The sequence below is a fragment of the Collimonas arenae genome (assembly GCF_000786695.1).
GTDB lineage: Bacteria > Pseudomonadota > Gammaproteobacteria > Burkholderiales > Burkholderiaceae_D > Collimonas > Collimonas arenae_A.
In genome coordinates this window covers 1,507,715-1,524,269 of the sequence record NZ_CP009962.1, presented here as the reverse complement: position 1 = coordinate 1,524,269, position 16,555 = coordinate 1,507,715, and the positions used below count along the sequence as shown (strand labels likewise).

Here is a 16,555-nt window from a genome sequence, read left to right as displayed (position 1 = left end):
CGCTCCTTACCGCTATTTAGCTATTTATTTTCCGCGAGTATCTTCTCATAGACTGCGAGGTCCATGGCGGAGAAACAACAGAACAGGACTTGCTGAACCTCTGGGAATTCTTCGAGTGCTGCGCGTACCGTGCCAACGGCGGTCTCCGCCGCCAGCCCGATTGGATAGCCGAAGATTCCGGTACTGATGCTGGGAAAAGCGATGGAAGCAATGCCCTTCGCGGCGGCTATCTCAATGCAGCGGCGGTAGCAGGAGGCCAGCAGTTCGTGCTCGCCATGGGCGCCGCCTTGCCACACCGGTCCGACGGTATGGATGACGTATTTTGCCGGGAGCCGATAGCCCTTTGTCAGTTTTGCGTCGCCGGTCTTGCAGCCGCTCAGAAGCCGGCATTCGTGGACCAGCTCAGCTCCTGCAGCGCGATGAATCGCACCGTCGACGCCGCCACCGCCCAAGAGAGAGGAGTTGGCGGCGTTGACGATGGCGTCTACCGCCAGCCTGGTGATGTCGGCCTGTATGGCCGTCAGCTGTGTAAGCATGGTCAGTCTTTCCTGTCGGTTTTATTCATCCCTGCCTACGAATATACGCCGTTGCCAGGCATCACTCCGGACATCGGCACGCTCGCCGAATTTTCAAGCTCTTTTCCTCAACGCCTTGCTCATGCCGGCTGTTGCTGGGTTGTACAGTGAATGCCGCCACCTCCGGCTGCAATCGCGTCGATATTCAACTGGATAATGTCACGCTTTGGGAACAACTCGCGCAAGATGGATTTGGTGTTGCGGTCGCTCTTGTTATCGCCGAATTCAGGGCAGATCACCGCACCGTTACAGACATAGAAATTGATATATCCGGCAGCAAAGTCTTTGTTTTCATACTGGCTGCGTACACTGTCCGGCCCTGGCAACGTCACCACTTGCAAGGCGCGGCCGCGGGCATCGCTAGCCTTGCGCAGAATATCCAGATGGCGTTGCGTTACCGCCCGTTCGGCCGATGCCGGATCCGTTTCATAACCGGCTACCACTACGCCCGGGCGGCAAAAGCGGGCGTAAAAATCAGTGTGTCCATCGGTAATGTCGTGCCCGGCTATACCTGGCAGCCAGATAATTTTCTCCAGGCCGAGCAAGCGCCGCAACTCGGCTTCGCATTGCGCCTTGCTGACGCCAGGGTTACGGTTAGGATTCAACACACAGCTTTCGGTGATGATGGCCGTGCCTTGGCCGTCGACTTCGATGCCGCCGCCTTCCAGTACCAGTGTGCTGTCCAGCATCTTCACCCCCGCGTGCTGTCCGACAAAGCCAGCGACCAGTGCATCGCTATCGTAATCCTGCTTCTCGCCCCAGCCGTTGAAATTGAAGTTGACCGCGGCCAGTCCGCCTTGCCGGTTTTTGACGAATACCGGACCGCTATCACGCATCCACAAATCATCGATGGGCTGCACCACCAGCTTGACCGCATTGCCGCACAGACGCGCGGCGTGCTCATAGTCTTCTTCCCGCACCAGCATATTGACCGGTTCCGAGGCGGAGATGGTGCGAGCGATCAGCGCCAGGTTGGCTTGCGCGCCGGACTTCAGTTTCTGTCCCCAGACTTCGTCACTCGGACCGAACGCCATCCAGGTCGCCGCGTGCGGCTCGCCCTCGTCCGGCATGTGCCAGTCTGCGGCCTGGCTTGTCGCCAAACCGGCGCCGGCGGCCTGCGACCAGCCGGCGCCCAGGTAAGCGGCCAGCCCCAATGCGCTAGCGCCGCGCAGTCCGTGCTTCAGGTAGTCACGTCGATTCACCAGCGTTCTCCTTGCCGTCATGGCTGTTGAGCAGATTCTGGAACGCTTCAGAGCGGTTCCTGCTGCGTGGTGCAGTGGATGCCGCCACCGCCGGCTGCAATCGGGTCTATATTAATCTGAACCACGGTGCGCCCGGGAAATAGCTGCTCATATTGCGATTTGGCCTTGGCGTCTGCCGCCGCATCGCCAAATTCTGGCATGAACACCGCGCCCTTGGTCACATAAAAATTGATATATCCGGCGGCGAAGGTATTCCGGTCATTTCCGGGCCGTATATTGCCAGGCGCATCTACCGTCACTACCTGCAGAGGCAGGTTATCGGCATCGGTGGCGCTCTGCAAAATCTCCAGATGCCGTTTGGTCAGCGCATTTTCGTAGGAGTACGGATCGGGTTCGTTATGCGCCACCACCACTCCCGGCCGCACAAAGCGGGCGTAGAAATCGGTATGGGCGTCGGTAATGTCTTTGTTGACGATACCCGGTAACCAGATCACCTTGCGTATGCCCAGCAGCCGTTTCAGTTCGGCTTCGCAATCCGCCTTGCTCAATCCCGGATTGCGGTTGGCGTTGAGGACGCAGCTTTCGGTGATGATCGCCGTCCCCTTGCCGTCTACTTCCATGCCTCCTCCCTCCAGCACCAGTTTGGTCGCTAGCATGGGAACGGCTGCCTGCCGGGTCACCACATCGGCGACCTTGCTGTCATTCGAAAATACCTGTTTGTTGCCCCAGCCGTTGAAATTGAACTTGACGCCAGCCTTGTCGCCCTTGGCGTTCTTGACGAAGACCGGCCCGGTGTCGCGCATCCAGAGATCGTCGAGCGCCGCCACGACGAGATTAATGCGCGGATCGAGAATGCGCCGGGCATTATCCACATCATCTTGCCGCACCAGCATGTTGACAGGTTCATAAGCGACGATCGCATTCGCAATGCGCGCCAGCGCCTGCTGCACCTGCGGTACCTGGGTTGCAGTCCAGATGGCTGGCGATGCGCCGTACGCCATCCAGGTCGCCTTGTGCGGCCCCGTCTCGTCGGGCATCAGCCAGGCATCTGTGCCGGGCGTGGTCCCGCCGCCGGTATTGTCGCCAGCATTGCCGGCCGGGGCGACCGCGCCGCCGGCGGCTTTGTTGCCTGACGGAGCGTTATCCTCGCCACCCCCGCCGCAAGCACCAAGCAAACCGCTGAACATTACCGCGCTGCTGCCTGCGGCACATTTACGTAAGAAAAATCGACGCGAACTCATTACCGTCCCTAATTTGATTGGTATTCCAAGCCACGACTGTTTTCGCGGCAGGTTTGACGTCATTGCCATGAGGACAATCACTATGGGACGCATTTTGGCTTGCTTTAAATATGAGCACAAATGATAATATTTACTCAAATACATTAGGTTTTCTCATATGTCAGAACATCGCATCCCTTCCCTCAAATTACTGATGGGCTTTGAAGCGGCGGCGCGCCACGGCAATTTCTCCCGCGCGGCAGACGAATTGCATGTCACGCAATCGGCTATCAGCCATCAGGTCCAGCAGCTTGAAGAACAAATCAAGCAACCGCTGTTCCGTCGCGCCGGACGTGGCGTAGAACTGACCGTTGCGGGCGAAGTCTTGCAACGCAGCGTGCAGCGCACGCTGACGATCATGCGCAGCGGGCTGGGACGCATCGCCAGCTACCTGGACCCCGGACTGGTGGTGCTGGTATGCCCCGCCAATCTGTCGCATGGCTGGCTGCAACCTCGGCTCCGGCAATTGGAAGAGCAATTCCCGGAACTCTGCCTGTTGCTGTCGATCGACGAGACAGCCAGATTCGTCGATGAGATCGACGTCGACATCGCCATCAGCGACCGGCCTATCCTGCAGGCAGGATTGCTGGAACTGCCATTGCTGCAAGACGAGTGGGTAATGATCGGCAATCGCGAGCTGGCGGCAAGGCTTGCCCAGGTGCCGCAGGAGCAGCATCATCTGCATGCAGACCTGGTTTGCCTGGAGGAGAGTTTGACAGGCGACGCTACCGCGCAGCTGTTTCTGGAAGAGCTGGCTTCGTTTCGCAAACGCGCCATCTACGACGATTCACGCCTGTTGCTGGATGCCACATTAGGCGGCCGGGGCATCGCTTGCCTGCCGCGCCTGCTGGTGGCGGACAACTTGTCCAACGGGCAACTGCTGATCCTGCCCGGCTATCCGCGCTTGCCTGGCGCTACCTGGTGGCTGTCGGGCGTAGCGGCGCAGCCTCGCTCGGAAATGGTGCTGCATGTGTTCGAGTGGCTGCGTGCGCAGGGTGACAATATCGGAAGGGAATAAACGGCGCGCCTGGCGGTCTGTGTTTGCGACAGCCTGTGAAGCATGGCGGATCAACCAGGACTGGCAACCTGCAATGATGCATCCGGGCCTGGGCCCGGAGGACAGATTGTTTTAGGCAGACTGTTTATTTACTGGCGACTTTTCCATCCTCAGGACGATAGCCGTCATTCAGCGTTTTCAGGAACGCGACGACATCCTTGATTTCATCGTCCGTCAGCGCAGGCGGCATGCCCGGCTTGCTGTCAAACGGCGCATCGGTCACGTCCACATTGGCATGATAGGCCGCAGGAAGATCGTCATACTTGTTAAACTTGCCGTCCTTGCCCCGGGGGTACCATTTCTCTGGCTTGGTTTCACGCTCCATATAAAAATGCACGACGTCTTCCAGCGAGTGAAGCGCCCCATTATGGAAATAGACCTGGCGGGTAGCGACATTGCGCAAGGTCGGGGTTTTGAAGTAACCGCAATAATTGACCTGTTTGGCCGCATCCTTGCGCCACGGACCGCACATGCCGAGATCAAAATACCGCGGGTCGCGGTTGGCTGCAATCGCCTTGTTGCGCGGGACGCCAAGCGCTTCGAACTGATAGTCGGTAAATACCGGCGGGAAGCGGCCGTCGTGCGATGCCTTCTCGATATGGCAGGTTGCGCAGTTACCCTTTTTCGGATCTTTGAACAGTTTCAGACCGCGGCTTTCCTGTTCGCTTAGCTGCACCTTCTCTGCCAGGTAGTAATCGTACTTGCTGTCATAAGGATGGAAGCTGCGATCCTCTTTCTGGTACAGAGCCAATGCGTAATAAGCTTCACCAAGCGCCAGGTTGGGCGAGGTGAATACGCCCGGACCGAACAATTGCAGCATGTCGTGCGCATAAGGAGCCGCTTTGAGTTTTGCCAGCAGTTCAGCCGCATTCTTGTTCGCCATTTCATTCGCTGCGAGCAAAGGACCGCCGGCCTGATCGGTAAGATTCGTCGCCCGCCCGTCCCAGTCGAAACCGCCCTGCGGCACCATTTCCTGCACTGCCGCTGCCGGCTGCAAGCTGGCCTTGGCTACCACCGGAGCCGGAGCGGCTACCCCGCTCTGGACCGCAGCCGCGAGTTGCACAGCGCCTTTGTCGTCTTCATCTGGTTTGGTGTCGGGACCGATGGAAAACGCCGGCGCATGCTCGTGATAGCGCAAGGATGGCACGGCGCGGCCGCCCTGGCTTCGCAGGTTGCTGCCGCCAAGCTGCACTGCCAGATCGTTGGCTGGCGCATGGGCATTATCCGGGTTGTGACAAGACGCACAGGCGAGCTTGCCGGACCCTGATAGAGACTTATCATAGAAAATCTTTCGCCCAAGCTCGGCCACGGCGCTTAATGGGACAACCGGCGCATTCAGGCGCGCCTGCGCTGCTTGCACATCGGGCGACAACGCGGGTTTCGCGAGTGCCTGCGCCACCGCAGCAGATGCAGCGGATGCAGCCGATGCAACTTGTGCGCCGGGAGCTTGCTGGCGATCGCATCCGCTCAGGAGAAACAACAGTGTTGCACATGTAACTATGGCCATGCGTGGCGATGCTGGTGCTGCAACGACTGGATGCGGCTGAGACCGAGTATGCATACGTGCTTAAAGATATCCGACGGTGAAAAAATCGAACGCCAAAACCGAGCGCGATTCAGGAACGAGAAACGAACAACGCCCGAAAGCATTGATGCGCATCTGGATCAAAACAATAACCCGCCACAATAGCGCTGAATTATTTCAACTTGATGAAATGAAGCTCCCCGCACACTGAATCCATGAATCCGATGATGGAAACTACATGTCATCAAGTAGTCATCATGCGGTCATAAGGCGATCCTACAATCCACCCCCGAATGTTTCCCGCAAGCATTTACAGAAAGTTATTTTCGGTCAAACGCACGCTGCATTCATCTATAAAAAAATCACTAAAACACCATCAGGCTCAGGAGAATCAATGAAACTGTACCCAACCCTGGCAGGGCAACGCTTTGCCAAGCCAGCGCTAGCGCTGGCCATCACCGCCGGTTTGCTCGGCGGCTGCAATTCCGGCAGTTCGTCATCGTCGCTCAACAACGGTCCGACAGCGCCAGTCGTGGCGAAAGCCGTCACACCGATTCAACACGTGGTTGTTATTTTCCAGGAAAACGTCTCGTTCGATCACTACTTCGGCACTTACCCGAACGCCGCCAATCCTAACGGCGAACCGGCATTCACTGCGGCCGCCAATACGCCGGTCGTCAATAACCTGCAAACGCCATTGGACGTCACCAACAAGTTCGCCACACTCAGAATTCCTAGCCTGCTGACAGCCAATCCGACGACGTTGAATACTGCTAACGGCGTCAACGCGATCAATCCTTTCCGCCTTGACCGCTCGCAAGTCGTCATCGCGGACCAGGACCACGATTACCAAGCAGAGCAAATGGGCTTCAACGGCGGTGCGATGGACCTGTTCCCTCTCTCGCTGGGCGCCGGCAACTCGGCGGCACCGCAAGTGCTGACGCCGCCGCTGAACACCAACGGCTTGACCATGGGCTACTTCGACGGCAATACCGTGACGGCGATGTGGAATTATGCGCAGCATTATGCAATGAACGACAACTCGTTCGGCACTACGTTCGGCCCATCGGCGCCAGGCGCGATCAACCTGATTTCCGGCCAGACCAACGGCGTCATCGCCACTAACCTGTCGGCCAGCCAGGTCGACAACTATGCTGCCGGCGGCGGCTATTATGGCGAATTGTCCAACGACGGCGCGGGCGGCATCAACCTGGCCGGCGACGCCCAGCCTTTGAACGACGCCTGCATGACGCGCGATGCGGCGCAGTTGAGCGGCAAGAACGTCGGCGACATGCTTAACGCGTCGAACGTCAGCTGGGGATTTTTCCAGGGTGGATTTGACCTGACCGTGACCAATCCAAACGGCACGACAGGCTGCAAGCGTTCCACCACATCGGCAGTGACAGGCGTCACCAAGAGCGATTACATTCCGCATCACCAACCATTCCAGTACTACGCCAGCACGCAGAATCTGAAGCATGCCCGTCCGAGCGCTATATCGGCCATTGGCAATACCTTCCAGGCAGATGGCAAAACAGTGGATCCGGCCAACCACCAGTACGACATCCATGACTTTTTCGATGCGGTATCGGCTGGCAATTACCCAGCAGTCAGCTTCCTGAAAGCCCCGGGTTACCAGGACGGCCACGCCGGCTACTCGGATCCGCTCGACGAGCAAGCCTTCGTCACGCAAGTGGTCAACTTTTTGCAACAGCAACCAGGCTGGAGCAACACGCTGGTCGTGATCGCCTATGACGATTCGGACGGCTTCTACGATCACCAGGCCAGCCCTATCCTGAATCCTTCGGCCAACACCACTGCCGCAGCTGCATTCACCAGCAACGGCCTGACCGCGCCAGGCGTGGCAGACATGCTGAATGGTCCAGGCGTGTGCAAATCCAATGGCGCTGGTTCCTTGCAAGGCACGCCAACCGCGTTGTCTGGTGCATCCGGCAAGTCCGGCGCGCAAGGCCGCTGCGGCTATGGTCCGCGCCTGCCGCTGCTGGTGATCTCGCCGTATGCGAAGACCAACTATGTCGACCACACGCTGACCGACCAGACTTCGATCCTGCGCTTCATCGAAGACAACTGGCTGTCGGGTCAACGCATCGCGGGTTCGTACGACGCTATTGCCGGCACGTTGAACAACATGCTGAACCTGAGCGGCACGCCGAGCACATCGCAACTGTTCCTCGATCCGTCGAGCGGCCAGCCGACTGCCTGCACGAGCTGTAAAAAACAGTAACCCAGGCTGAATCAACCACCGCCCGCTCTTTGCCCGCCATGCCGGCTCAGAGCGGGCTTTTTTACGCATATCGAAACTGAACAGACACTTTCATGACTTACGCCCTCTACCGCTGTAGACTGCTGAGCAGCAGCTTGCGCAAGGGCGATCAACCACGACTGGACTATGTGATGAGCTTGAATAACAACAATTTCCCGGCTAATTTTTCCCGCCGCATGCGTATCTTGAAAACCGCGCTTGGCTGCCTTGCCAGCATGGCGCTGCTCGCTTCCGCGGGTTCTGTCCATGCCGCCGGCAGCGGCAATCTGATCGTCAACGGCGGCGGCGAGACCGGTCTCTGCGCTACCGATTGGACGGCTGTCAAAACCGTACCAGGCTGGAAAGTATTGCTGGGCAACCCTACTCTGGTTTGCTACTCGGTCGCCAGCTTCAGCACGCCGTCGTCACCGGCAGCCGGCAATGCGTTTATCGCTGACGGCCCTTATGGCGATTCGGCATTGATGCAAACCGTCGACGTCTCGTCCGCCAGCAGCACGATCGATACTGGCGCCGTGACTTACTCGCTGTCCGGCTGGTTGGGCGGCTATACCGTGTATGCAGGCCAGGCCGTGGTAACCGCGACTTTCCTCGACGCTTCGGGAAAAGTGCTGGGTAATCCCGGCGAACTGTCCGGCGTCACCGCCAGCGCACGCGGCAACGCCAACGCGTTCATCGCCAAATCGAACAGCGGCGCAGTACCGGCCGGCACTCGCTCGATCGCGGTGCAGCTACAGTTCATCAATACCTCGAGCTCCACCAACGTGGGCTACGCCGACAATCTGTCGCTGACTTTGTCGACACCTGTAACGGCGCCTGCCCTGGTAGCGCCTACGTCCACGGTGCCGGCCTTCGACCACGTATTCTTCGTCATGATGGAAAATACCGATTACTCGCAAGTGATCGGCGACACCACCAATGCCCCGTTCATCAACTCGCTGGCGCAGGGAGGCACCTTGCTGACCAACTATAGCGGCGTCTATCACCCTAGCGACGAGAACTACATGGCGGTCTCGGGCGGCGACACGTTCGTCAACGGCGCCATCTATTTTCCGAACATCAAGGTGGGCGCCAGCCACATAGGCGACCGGCTGGAAGCCATCGGCAAAACCTGGAAGGCATACGAACAGGGCATGGGAACGCCGTGCAACACCAAGAATAACGTCGACAGCTACTACCAGCCGGACGACGCGCCTTTCATCAACTACACCAACATCTCCGGCAATCCTGCGCGTTGCGCTGCGCATCTGTTCGATACCACGCAACTCACCGCCGACTTGCAAGCATCCGCCACTACGCCGAATTTTTCGTGGATTGCCGCCGACGACAACGCCGACGGCGAGGCATCCGGCAATGGCTCCGCCAACAGTTTGCAGGTACAGGATGGATGGCTGAAACAAACCTTGCAACCGATTTTCGCTTCACCGGCATGGACCAGCCAGCGTTCGCTGCTGATACTGACCTGGGATGAATCGTCGGGAAGCGCCGCCAACCACGTCGCCGGCATCGTGTACGGTTCGCAAGGGCTGACAGGAAGCGGCGCCCTCAGCACGGCAAGCTACAACCATTACAGTGCCGGCCGCACCATCGAAAGCGCGCTGGGATTGAGCCGACTGACAGCCAACGACACTTACGCCCAGCCTATCAACGACGCCTTCACGCCAAACGCAACGGCCGCCACCTCCAAGCTGAGCGCCGCCATGCCCAATGTGCAGCAAGGGGAAAATATCGCCCTGAATTTCAGCACCACGCTGGCCAATACCAACTCATCCAACTGGATCGGCATCTACGCAGCCGGCAATAACCCTGGCACCAACAACTCGACCCTGTGGCAATACGTGGCGACCCAAGGCGGAGTGACTTCGTTTAGCACGTCGTCACTGCCGCCCGGGACTTATACGGCATGGTATTTGTACAATGGCGGTTATACCAAGCTAGCAGGGCCGGCTACGTTTGTGGTTAGCCAGTAAACCCATTTTTAGCAGCATGGAAATTAAGCACTTCGAGCAATCGAAGTGCTTTTTTTTGTACCCAGACAAATTCCGGCCTTGAAATTTATCGCACCTGCTTTTCAATCGTAATTTGTTCCACCTCAACCCGGCGGTTCGGCTCCAGGCATTTAATCAGCTCGGCCCGCCGCTTCTGATTGCACTCGACGACAGGATTGGCTTTACCTTTGCCGACAGCGCTCAAACGTTCTCCGGCAACGCCTTGTCCGGTCAGATATTTTTTGACAGCTTCAGCGCGCCGCTGCGATAGTCCCTGATTGTAGCGGTCGGAACCGAGCCTGTCGGTATAGCCGGTGACTGTGACGCTGTTGATTTGCGGATTGGCGGACAGTGTGCTGGCGATCTCGTCGAGTTTCGGCTGAGGCAAGCGCAACACCGCACTATCGAAAGCAAACAGCTGGGTTGACGACAGCGTAATTTTCTCAAAGCGTGGCGGCGGCGGTGGCGGCGGAGCGACTATCGGCGCCGGTTCCGGCTGCATCGGCGCAGCAGCCACTGGTGCGGCGACCTTGCCGAAAGTGTAGACCAGGCCAAGGCCGACCGTGGTGGTGTTGCCATGCTTGAAGTTGAAATCGCCGCTGCTTCGCAAGAAATCGACAGAGCGCCGTACTTCTGCTTGCAAGCCCCATTGATCGCTCAGCGCGTAACGCAAACCGGCGCCAATATTCAGGTATGGCGAGGTCTTCGACGCATTAGCGCCTCCACTGCCATTGACCTTGTCGTACTCGGCGCCCAGGCCACCTAGCAAGTAGGGTTGAAACGTGCCGCGCGAAAACATGTACAAGGCATCGACTCCCAGCATGCCTTGTTTATAGGTCAGGCCCATGCCGTTGCTCTTTGCCCGTGCATAGCTGCCGCCCAGCTCCACATCCCAGTCCTGCGAAATGGCCCGGCCGAAACGCAAGCCGACACCGGGACCGTTCTTGTCGTCGCCACCCAGGAAACGCCGGTCAGGGTCGACGAAATTGATAGTGGGAGCGACGTACCAGGAAGGGTTGTAGGTCTGCGCCGAAGTGGTTTGCGCAGATGCGTGAAGTGCGGACGCACTCAACAGGATAAAAATCGCCGTTCCGGCTTTTCTTAGATTCATCATGATCTCTCCGTAGTATGAAAATAAATTTTCTACAAACAACGAGTTGATGAAGCCAGTGATTTAATAAAACCCCTGCAACGCGATAGGGCCTTTTGAATAAAACGAGGCAATCCAGCTGCCGACTTGATCGCTGGCTACGAAAAATCAGTATGCGTCATTTGCAATCCGGTCCGCAATACTTTCGTCTTCAACCGTTGCGCGGAGGGTAAATTGCCAGTTCGCCATGCGTATCATTTACTGTTTGCCATCTGTTACCCGGTTTTCAGCGACCAATAATTTTCATATTGACAATGCAATTGCGCACAGACACCGCGTATAGCGAATTGCCCTATGATGCTCGCGCGCTCCGCCCTTCCTTTGCTGCCGTGAAATTCACTGCGCCACCGGGCGCTGAGAAGGAGTATCTCAATGACCTCGCTGAAACCTGCTGCGGAACTCGCCGCAGCGCGCCAACCTTATCCGAACAAAAGCGCCGAGGGCGGCAAGCCGCGGTACAGACTGGTATCCGAAGCTTGCCTACTAACGCGCGCTCTGCAAGGAGACTATTTTGGCAAATCGGCGACATTGCCTGTTGCAAGCGGACGCACATAAGTCAGCAAACTGACCAAGGTCTTTCCCGGTTCCTCGAACTGGACCAAATGCGCTGCATGCTCGAACCAGATACCTTTCTTATAGGGAGCATCCAGTTTCTTGAGCCATTCGTCGGTGGGCTCTGATGGCGTGGTGTAGTCTTGCCGTCCCATGAACATGATGACCGGTATCGGGAATTTGACGACAGGTTTCATATCGACTTCAAGAAACTCGGGAAGCACACGCCCCAATGTCAGCATGCTGCCTTTATCAATGGCTGCAGCTGCCTGCTGGTCATACTCCGGCGATAAGAGCGGCGCATTGAAGTAGTAGCCAAAATCGCTTCTGAAGGCAGCCAGGCCGCCATAATACTGCGCCCATTTACGGGCAGTAATGATGCGTTCCCGCGTCAGTGGCTGCGTACCAGGATAAGGAGCGATTGCCTCCAGTTCCTTTACTGCCGCCTGGTTCCCCGCCTTCTTGGCTTGCGCTAGCCCATAATCAAAGCTGAGACGTTCATTCTCCCGGCTGTTGATCACCTGGCCGATCCCCACGTAGGCATAAAACAGATCGGGCCGCGCCAAGGCGGCTTTCATGCCAATTACCGTGCCCCAGCTATGACCGATCAGGATGACTTTTTTCTTGCCATAGCGATTGGAGACGTACTTGGCGATATCGATCGCATCGTTCACATACTGGTCGATACGCAAGCTGTCCCGTACCGTGTCGGGATCGGTTTCCAGATAGGTTTTACCGGCGCCGCGCTGATCGTAATTGACAACGGTGAAGTATTCTTCGATTGGACGCTGGTACATCCACATGGTTGGCGCGCTTGGCGATGCCGGGCCGCCGTGGATGAACAGGATGATGGGATTGTCGCGGTCCTGGCCTCTTGCATATATCCATTGATCGACGCCGCCGATGCGCACCTTGTAGTTCTCTTGCACGCCCTGCGGATTAACTATTTTCCCTAGGTCGGCAACGATTTCGCGGCCGTCCGGGTCCTTCGCTGAGCTGCTGGTGGCAGCGGTTGCCAGAACAAGAAACAGCACAAACAATTTCGCATAGAATTTTACAGGCGCGTTCATATTACCTCTCGTTCCAGGTCGTCGATCAATGCTATTTTTCCCAGTCACCATACGGCGCTGGCCGTGATTTTCGATGCCTGCCTGCGAAAAAATCTTTGACCGGCGTGGCGTGAAATCGCAAATTAAACAGGATGGTAAATTCGGCAGCAAAGACCGTCAATTGACGAGGTTTTGATTTGCAGTTTTCTATGCATGAACTGCGCCTGAGGACGACGAACTGCATTTGAGCCGGCCCGGCATTTTTATCGTACCGCGAACGCCGGGGCCAGAAACGCCAACCCCGGGTCTGGTCGACGAAGGAGTATTAAACCGCTTGCCGCCGCAAAGTCAGCAATAGCGAACCGAACGCAATGAAGGCCGCGCCGACGAAACGGCTTAGCCACTTGGCGAACAAAGGCTTGAGCAGCAAACCGCGGGCGCGCGAGGCGATCAGGGCGTAGCTCAGGTGGGTGGAGTACGACAGCGTCATGAAAATCGCCATCAGGATCAGGAATTGCGGCAGCAACGCCGCTTTTGCACTGATAAATTGCGGGAACAGCGCAGTGAAAAACAGTACCGCCTTGGGATTGGTTGCCGCAGTGAGGAAAGCCTCGCCATATAACTTGCGGCGTTGTGGCGCGGCTTCTTCCTTGCCGGTTTCAGGTTCGACAGCGAGCACCGTGCCGCGGCCGAACAAATGACGGACGCCGATATAAAAAAGATAACAGGCGCCGATCAGCTTTACTACGCCGAACACCAGGGCGGAGGATTTGAGCAGTACGCCGAGCCCAAGTATCGCCGCCGTCGACAGGCAAAACACCCCGGATATATTACCCAACCCCGACCACATCACCGAACGCGGACCGTAGGTAGCGCCATTACGCAAGGTGAGCAGGATCGACGGCCCCGGACTCAGAATCGACAAGGCTGCCATGGCAGTGAATGTGAGGATGGTCTGGGTGTTCATTGCGTTCGCTTTCAAGGCAGGGCCGGTGCAAATTGAATGATGGAGTCTCGTTTAAACGGGATTCATCAATGTGCAAGCCTATCATGCGCACGCCGGATGCGTCAGGGCTCCCTCATACAAACAGGCCAGGTCGATTTGACGCCAACTGTACTGTACATACCGTTGACGCCTGCAACAGGTTGGCCAGCGTTGTCAACGGCTGGAGCGTGTGCTGACATCCACCCACACCGCCAGCATCAGGATGCTGCCCTTGACGATCATCTGCCAGTAGGTGTCGACATCCAGCATTGACATGCCATTGTCAAGACTAGCCATCACCAGCGCCCCGATCAGCGCACCGTAGACAGTGCCGGAACCGCCGCGCATCGAGGTGCCGCCGATGAAGCAGGCGGCGATTGCGTCCAGCTCGCCCATATTGCCGGCGGACGGCGAGCCGGCCGCAAGACGTGCGGTATTGACCAGGCCGGCCAGCGCGCACATCACGCCCATGATGCCAAAGATCCATAGCTTCACTGCTTGCACATTGACGCCCGACAGGCGGGTCGCCTCCATGTTGCTGCCGACCGAATAGATGCGGCGGCCGAACACCGTTTGCGTGGTGATGTAGCTAAACAGGCCGAGCAAGACCAGCAGCAGCAAGACCGGCACCGGGATGCCGTCATACGTGTTGAGCGTGCGCACGAAGGCCAGCAAGATTGCAGCAATCATTGCTACGCGCAAGGCGTCGCGCCACAACGGCGGCACCGGCAAGGCATGTTGCTGGCGGTTGCTGCGTTGACGCCAGGTCAATCCCACCGCCAGCGCAAACAGGCCGAAGCCGAGCGCAATGCCTAGTTGCGGCGGCAAATAGCCCTGCCCCAGATACACCATGTCGCTGGAAACCGGGGCGATGGTGAGACCGCCGGTGACGCCCAGCAGAATCCCTCGAAACGCCAACATGCCGCCGAGACCGACGATGAACGATGGAATCCGCATATAAGCTGTGAGGTAGCCGTTGAACAGGCCAAAGCACAGCCCTAGCACCAATACCAGCGCCAGGTTGAGCGGCAACGGCAAATGATGGGTAACGTCAAGCACCGCGGCGATCCCGCCCAGCAGCCCGAGCATGGAGCCGACCGACAGGTCGATTTCGCCGCCGATGATCACCAGCACCATGCCGCAGGCGAGGATGCCGGTAATCGACATCTGCCGCAACAGGTTGGACAGGTTACGCGGCGTGACGAAGCCGCCTTCGGTTTTCCAGCTGAAGAAGGCCCAGATGATGGCGATGGCAATCAGCAAGGCCATGATTTTGTACTGCCGGAACAATTGCTTGATATTGATTGCACTCATAGTGATTCCTGAAGATTGCCGGCGCTTGCCGCCAGCTGTAACGCTTGGTATTGCGACGACTGGTCTATGGCTGCAGCCAGCACGGTTTCCTGGCTCAGGTCGTGGTTGATGAAATTGCCGCGCAGCTTGCCTTCGCCGATCACCAGCACGCGATCGGAGACGCCGAGCACTTCGGCGAGTTCGGAAGAAACCATGATGATCGCTACGCCCTGCCGCGCCAGTTCCGCCATCAGCCGGTAGATCTCTGCCTTGGCGCCGACATCGACGCCGCGCGTCGGTTCGTCCAGGATCAGCACCTTGGGCCGTGCTAGCAGCATCTTTGCCAGCACCGCCTTTTGCTGGTTGCCGCCAGACAGGCTGGTGATGGGCAGGAACGGACTGGCTGTCTTTAACTGCAGGCGGGATATTTCGCCATGGATGGTTTTCAGTTCCGCTTCGGCGTCGATACGGCTATGGCGAGAAAAATCCTTGAGTATGGTCAATGTGATGTTCTGCCCGACATTCAAATCCGGCACAATGCCATGCTGCTTGCGGTCTTCAGGCACCATGCAAAGGCCAAGCCGGATCGATTTCAGCGGCGTGCTGGTATCGACCTTGACACCGTCCAGCCAGACTTCCCCATGGCTGCGTCCAGGATAAGCACCGAACAGGGCTGAGACCAGCTCGGTGCGGCCGGCGCCGACCAGCCCGGCGACGCCCAGGATTTCTCCGCGCCGCAAAGTAAAGGAGATATCGTCCACCCTTTTCCGCTTTGGATTGTCGGCGTCGTAGCAGGTGACATGGCGCGCTTCAAACATCACATCGCCAATCTCATGCTCCTGGTCCGGATACATGGCGGTGATTTCCCGCCCTACCATCTGAGTGATGATCTGGTCGACGTTGAGCGCGTGCATGGGCGTAGTGGCGATGTGCTTGCCGTCGCGGATGACGGCCACCGTATCGCATACGGCAGCGACCTCATCGAGCTTGTGCGAGATATAGACGCAGGCGACGCCCTTGGCCTTAAGGTCGCGGATGATATCCAGCAGCACCGCGATCTCCGATGAGGTCAGCGACGACGATGGCTCGTCCAGGATCAACAATTTGGCTTGCTTGTTGAGCGCCTTGGCGATTTCCACCAGTTGCTGATGGCCGCCGCCGTATTGCATCACCGGCAGCGCCACATTCATGTCCGGCATTTTCAGTTCACGCATGAGTTCGCCGGCGCGCTTGTACATTGCGGGATAATTCATGCGGCCACCCGGCAGCGTTATCTCATGCCCCATAAAAATATTTTCTGCCACCGACAGTTCCTGCACCAGCATCAGTTCCTGATGGATGATGATGATGCCGGCCGCTTCGGTATCGCGCATCGATTGCGATTTCAAGGGCTGGCCTTGCCACAGGATCTCTCCCTGCCAGGTATCGTGCGGATAAACACCTGACAGCACTTTCATCAAGGTGGATTTTCCTGCGCCGTTTTCACCGCAAAGCCCCAGGCACTCGCCGGCCCGTACTTTGATGTCGATGCCGTCAAGTGCGCGGACGCCGCCGAAATCCTTGACGATTCCCTGCATTTCCAGCAGATAGTCGGACATGTAAATCTCTCGCAGTCGTT

13 protein-coding genes are annotated in these 16,555 nt (G+C 57.7%); 4 read left to right on the top strand and 9 right to left on the bottom strand.

Annotated elements, in window-relative coordinates; all coding sequences use genetic code 11:
• Positions 1 to 20: 20 nt before the first annotated feature.
• The 3 genes from LT85_RS06865 to LT85_RS06855 all read right to left on the bottom strand — a co-directional run bounded on the left by LT85_RS06865 (position 21) and on the right by LT85_RS06855 (position 2,964).
• Positions 21 to 536 (bottom strand): O-acetyl-ADP-ribose deacetylase, encoded by a 516-nt coding sequence (locus LT85_RS06865; RefSeq protein WP_038486889.1) that lies wholly within the window; start codon positions 534 to 536, stop codon positions 21 to 23.
• Between the two features lie 119 nt (positions 537 to 655).
• Complete coding sequence (locus LT85_RS06860) at positions 656 to 1,780, bottom strand: agmatine deiminase family protein (protein WP_038495312.1); 1,125 nt, start codon at positions 1,778 to 1,780, stop codon at positions 656 to 658.
• Between the two features lie 44 nt (positions 1,781 to 1,824).
• On the bottom strand, positions 1,825 to 2,964 hold the full coding sequence (locus tag LT85_RS06855; protein WP_038486886.1) for an agmatine deiminase family protein: 1,140 nt from the start codon (positions 2,962 to 2,964) through the stop codon (positions 1,825 to 1,827).
• A gap of 211 nt (positions 2,965 to 3,175) precedes the next feature.
• Here LT85_RS06855 and LT85_RS06850 point away from each other — a divergent pair, with 211 nt between their 5' ends.
• Entirely contained in the window at positions 3,176 to 4,075 is a 900-nt protein-coding gene (locus tag LT85_RS06850; protein WP_038486883.1) for a LysR family transcriptional regulator, read from the top strand.
• Between the two features lie 124 nt (positions 4,076 to 4,199).
• On the opposite strand, the gene LT85_RS06845 is transcribed toward LT85_RS06850, so the two are convergent.
• Complete coding sequence (locus LT85_RS06845; RefSeq protein ID WP_081992126.1) at positions 4,200 to 5,621, bottom strand: cytochrome-c peroxidase; 1,422 nt, start codon at positions 5,619 to 5,621, stop codon at positions 4,200 to 4,202.
• Between the two features lie 76 nt (positions 5,622 to 5,697).
• On the opposite strand from LT85_RS06845, the gene LT85_RS26470 reads away from it, so the two are divergent.
• The 3 genes from LT85_RS26470 to LT85_RS25275 all read left to right on the top strand — a co-directional run bounded on the left by LT85_RS26470 (position 5,698) and on the right by LT85_RS25275 (position 9,890).
• Entirely contained in the window at positions 5,698 to 5,850 is a 153-nt protein-coding gene (locus tag LT85_RS26470) for a hypothetical protein (RefSeq protein WP_156117457.1), read from the top strand.
• 183 nt (positions 5,851 to 6,033) lie between these two features.
• Positions 6,034 to 7,884, top strand: coding sequence for a phospholipase C (locus tag LT85_RS06840; RefSeq protein WP_081992123.1), 1,851 nt, complete (start codon positions 6,034 to 6,036; stop codon positions 7,882 to 7,884).
• Positions 7,885 to 7,976: 92 nt separating this feature from the next.
• On the top strand, positions 7,977 to 9,890 hold the full coding sequence (locus LT85_RS25275; protein WP_052134781.1) for an alkaline phosphatase family protein: 1,914 nt from the start codon (positions 7,977 to 7,979) through the stop codon (positions 9,888 to 9,890).
• Positions 9,891 to 9,975: 85 nt separating this feature from the next.
• On the opposite strand, the gene LT85_RS06830 is transcribed toward LT85_RS25275, so the two are convergent.
• The 5 genes from LT85_RS06830 to xylG form a co-directional block, all read right to left on the bottom strand.
• A complete protein-coding gene (locus LT85_RS06830; protein ID WP_052134780.1) occupies positions 9,976 to 11,022 on the bottom strand; it encodes an OmpA family protein in 1,047 nt (348 codons plus the stop codon).
• Between the two features lie 542 nt (positions 11,023 to 11,564).
• Entirely contained in the window at positions 11,565 to 12,680 is a 1,116-nt protein-coding gene (locus tag LT85_RS06825) for an alpha/beta hydrolase (protein WP_038486880.1), read from the bottom strand.
• Between the two features lie 304 nt (positions 12,681 to 12,984).
• Positions 12,985 to 13,626, bottom strand: coding sequence for a LysE family translocator (locus LT85_RS06820; protein WP_038486877.1), 642 nt, complete (start codon positions 13,624 to 13,626; stop codon positions 12,985 to 12,987).
• A gap of 192 nt (positions 13,627 to 13,818) precedes the next feature.
• Positions 13,819 to 14,958, bottom strand: coding sequence for a sugar ABC transporter permease (locus LT85_RS06815; RefSeq protein WP_038486874.1), 1,140 nt, complete (start codon positions 14,956 to 14,958; stop codon positions 13,819 to 13,821).
• Positions 14,955 to 16,535, bottom strand: coding sequence for a D-xylose ABC transporter ATP-binding protein (gene xylG, locus LT85_RS06810; RefSeq protein WP_038486871.1), 1,581 nt, complete (start codon positions 16,533 to 16,535; stop codon positions 14,955 to 14,957). Before xylG ends, LT85_RS06815 begins: the two co-directional genes overlap by 4 nt.
• Between the last annotated feature and the right edge of the window lie 20 nt (positions 16,536 to 16,555).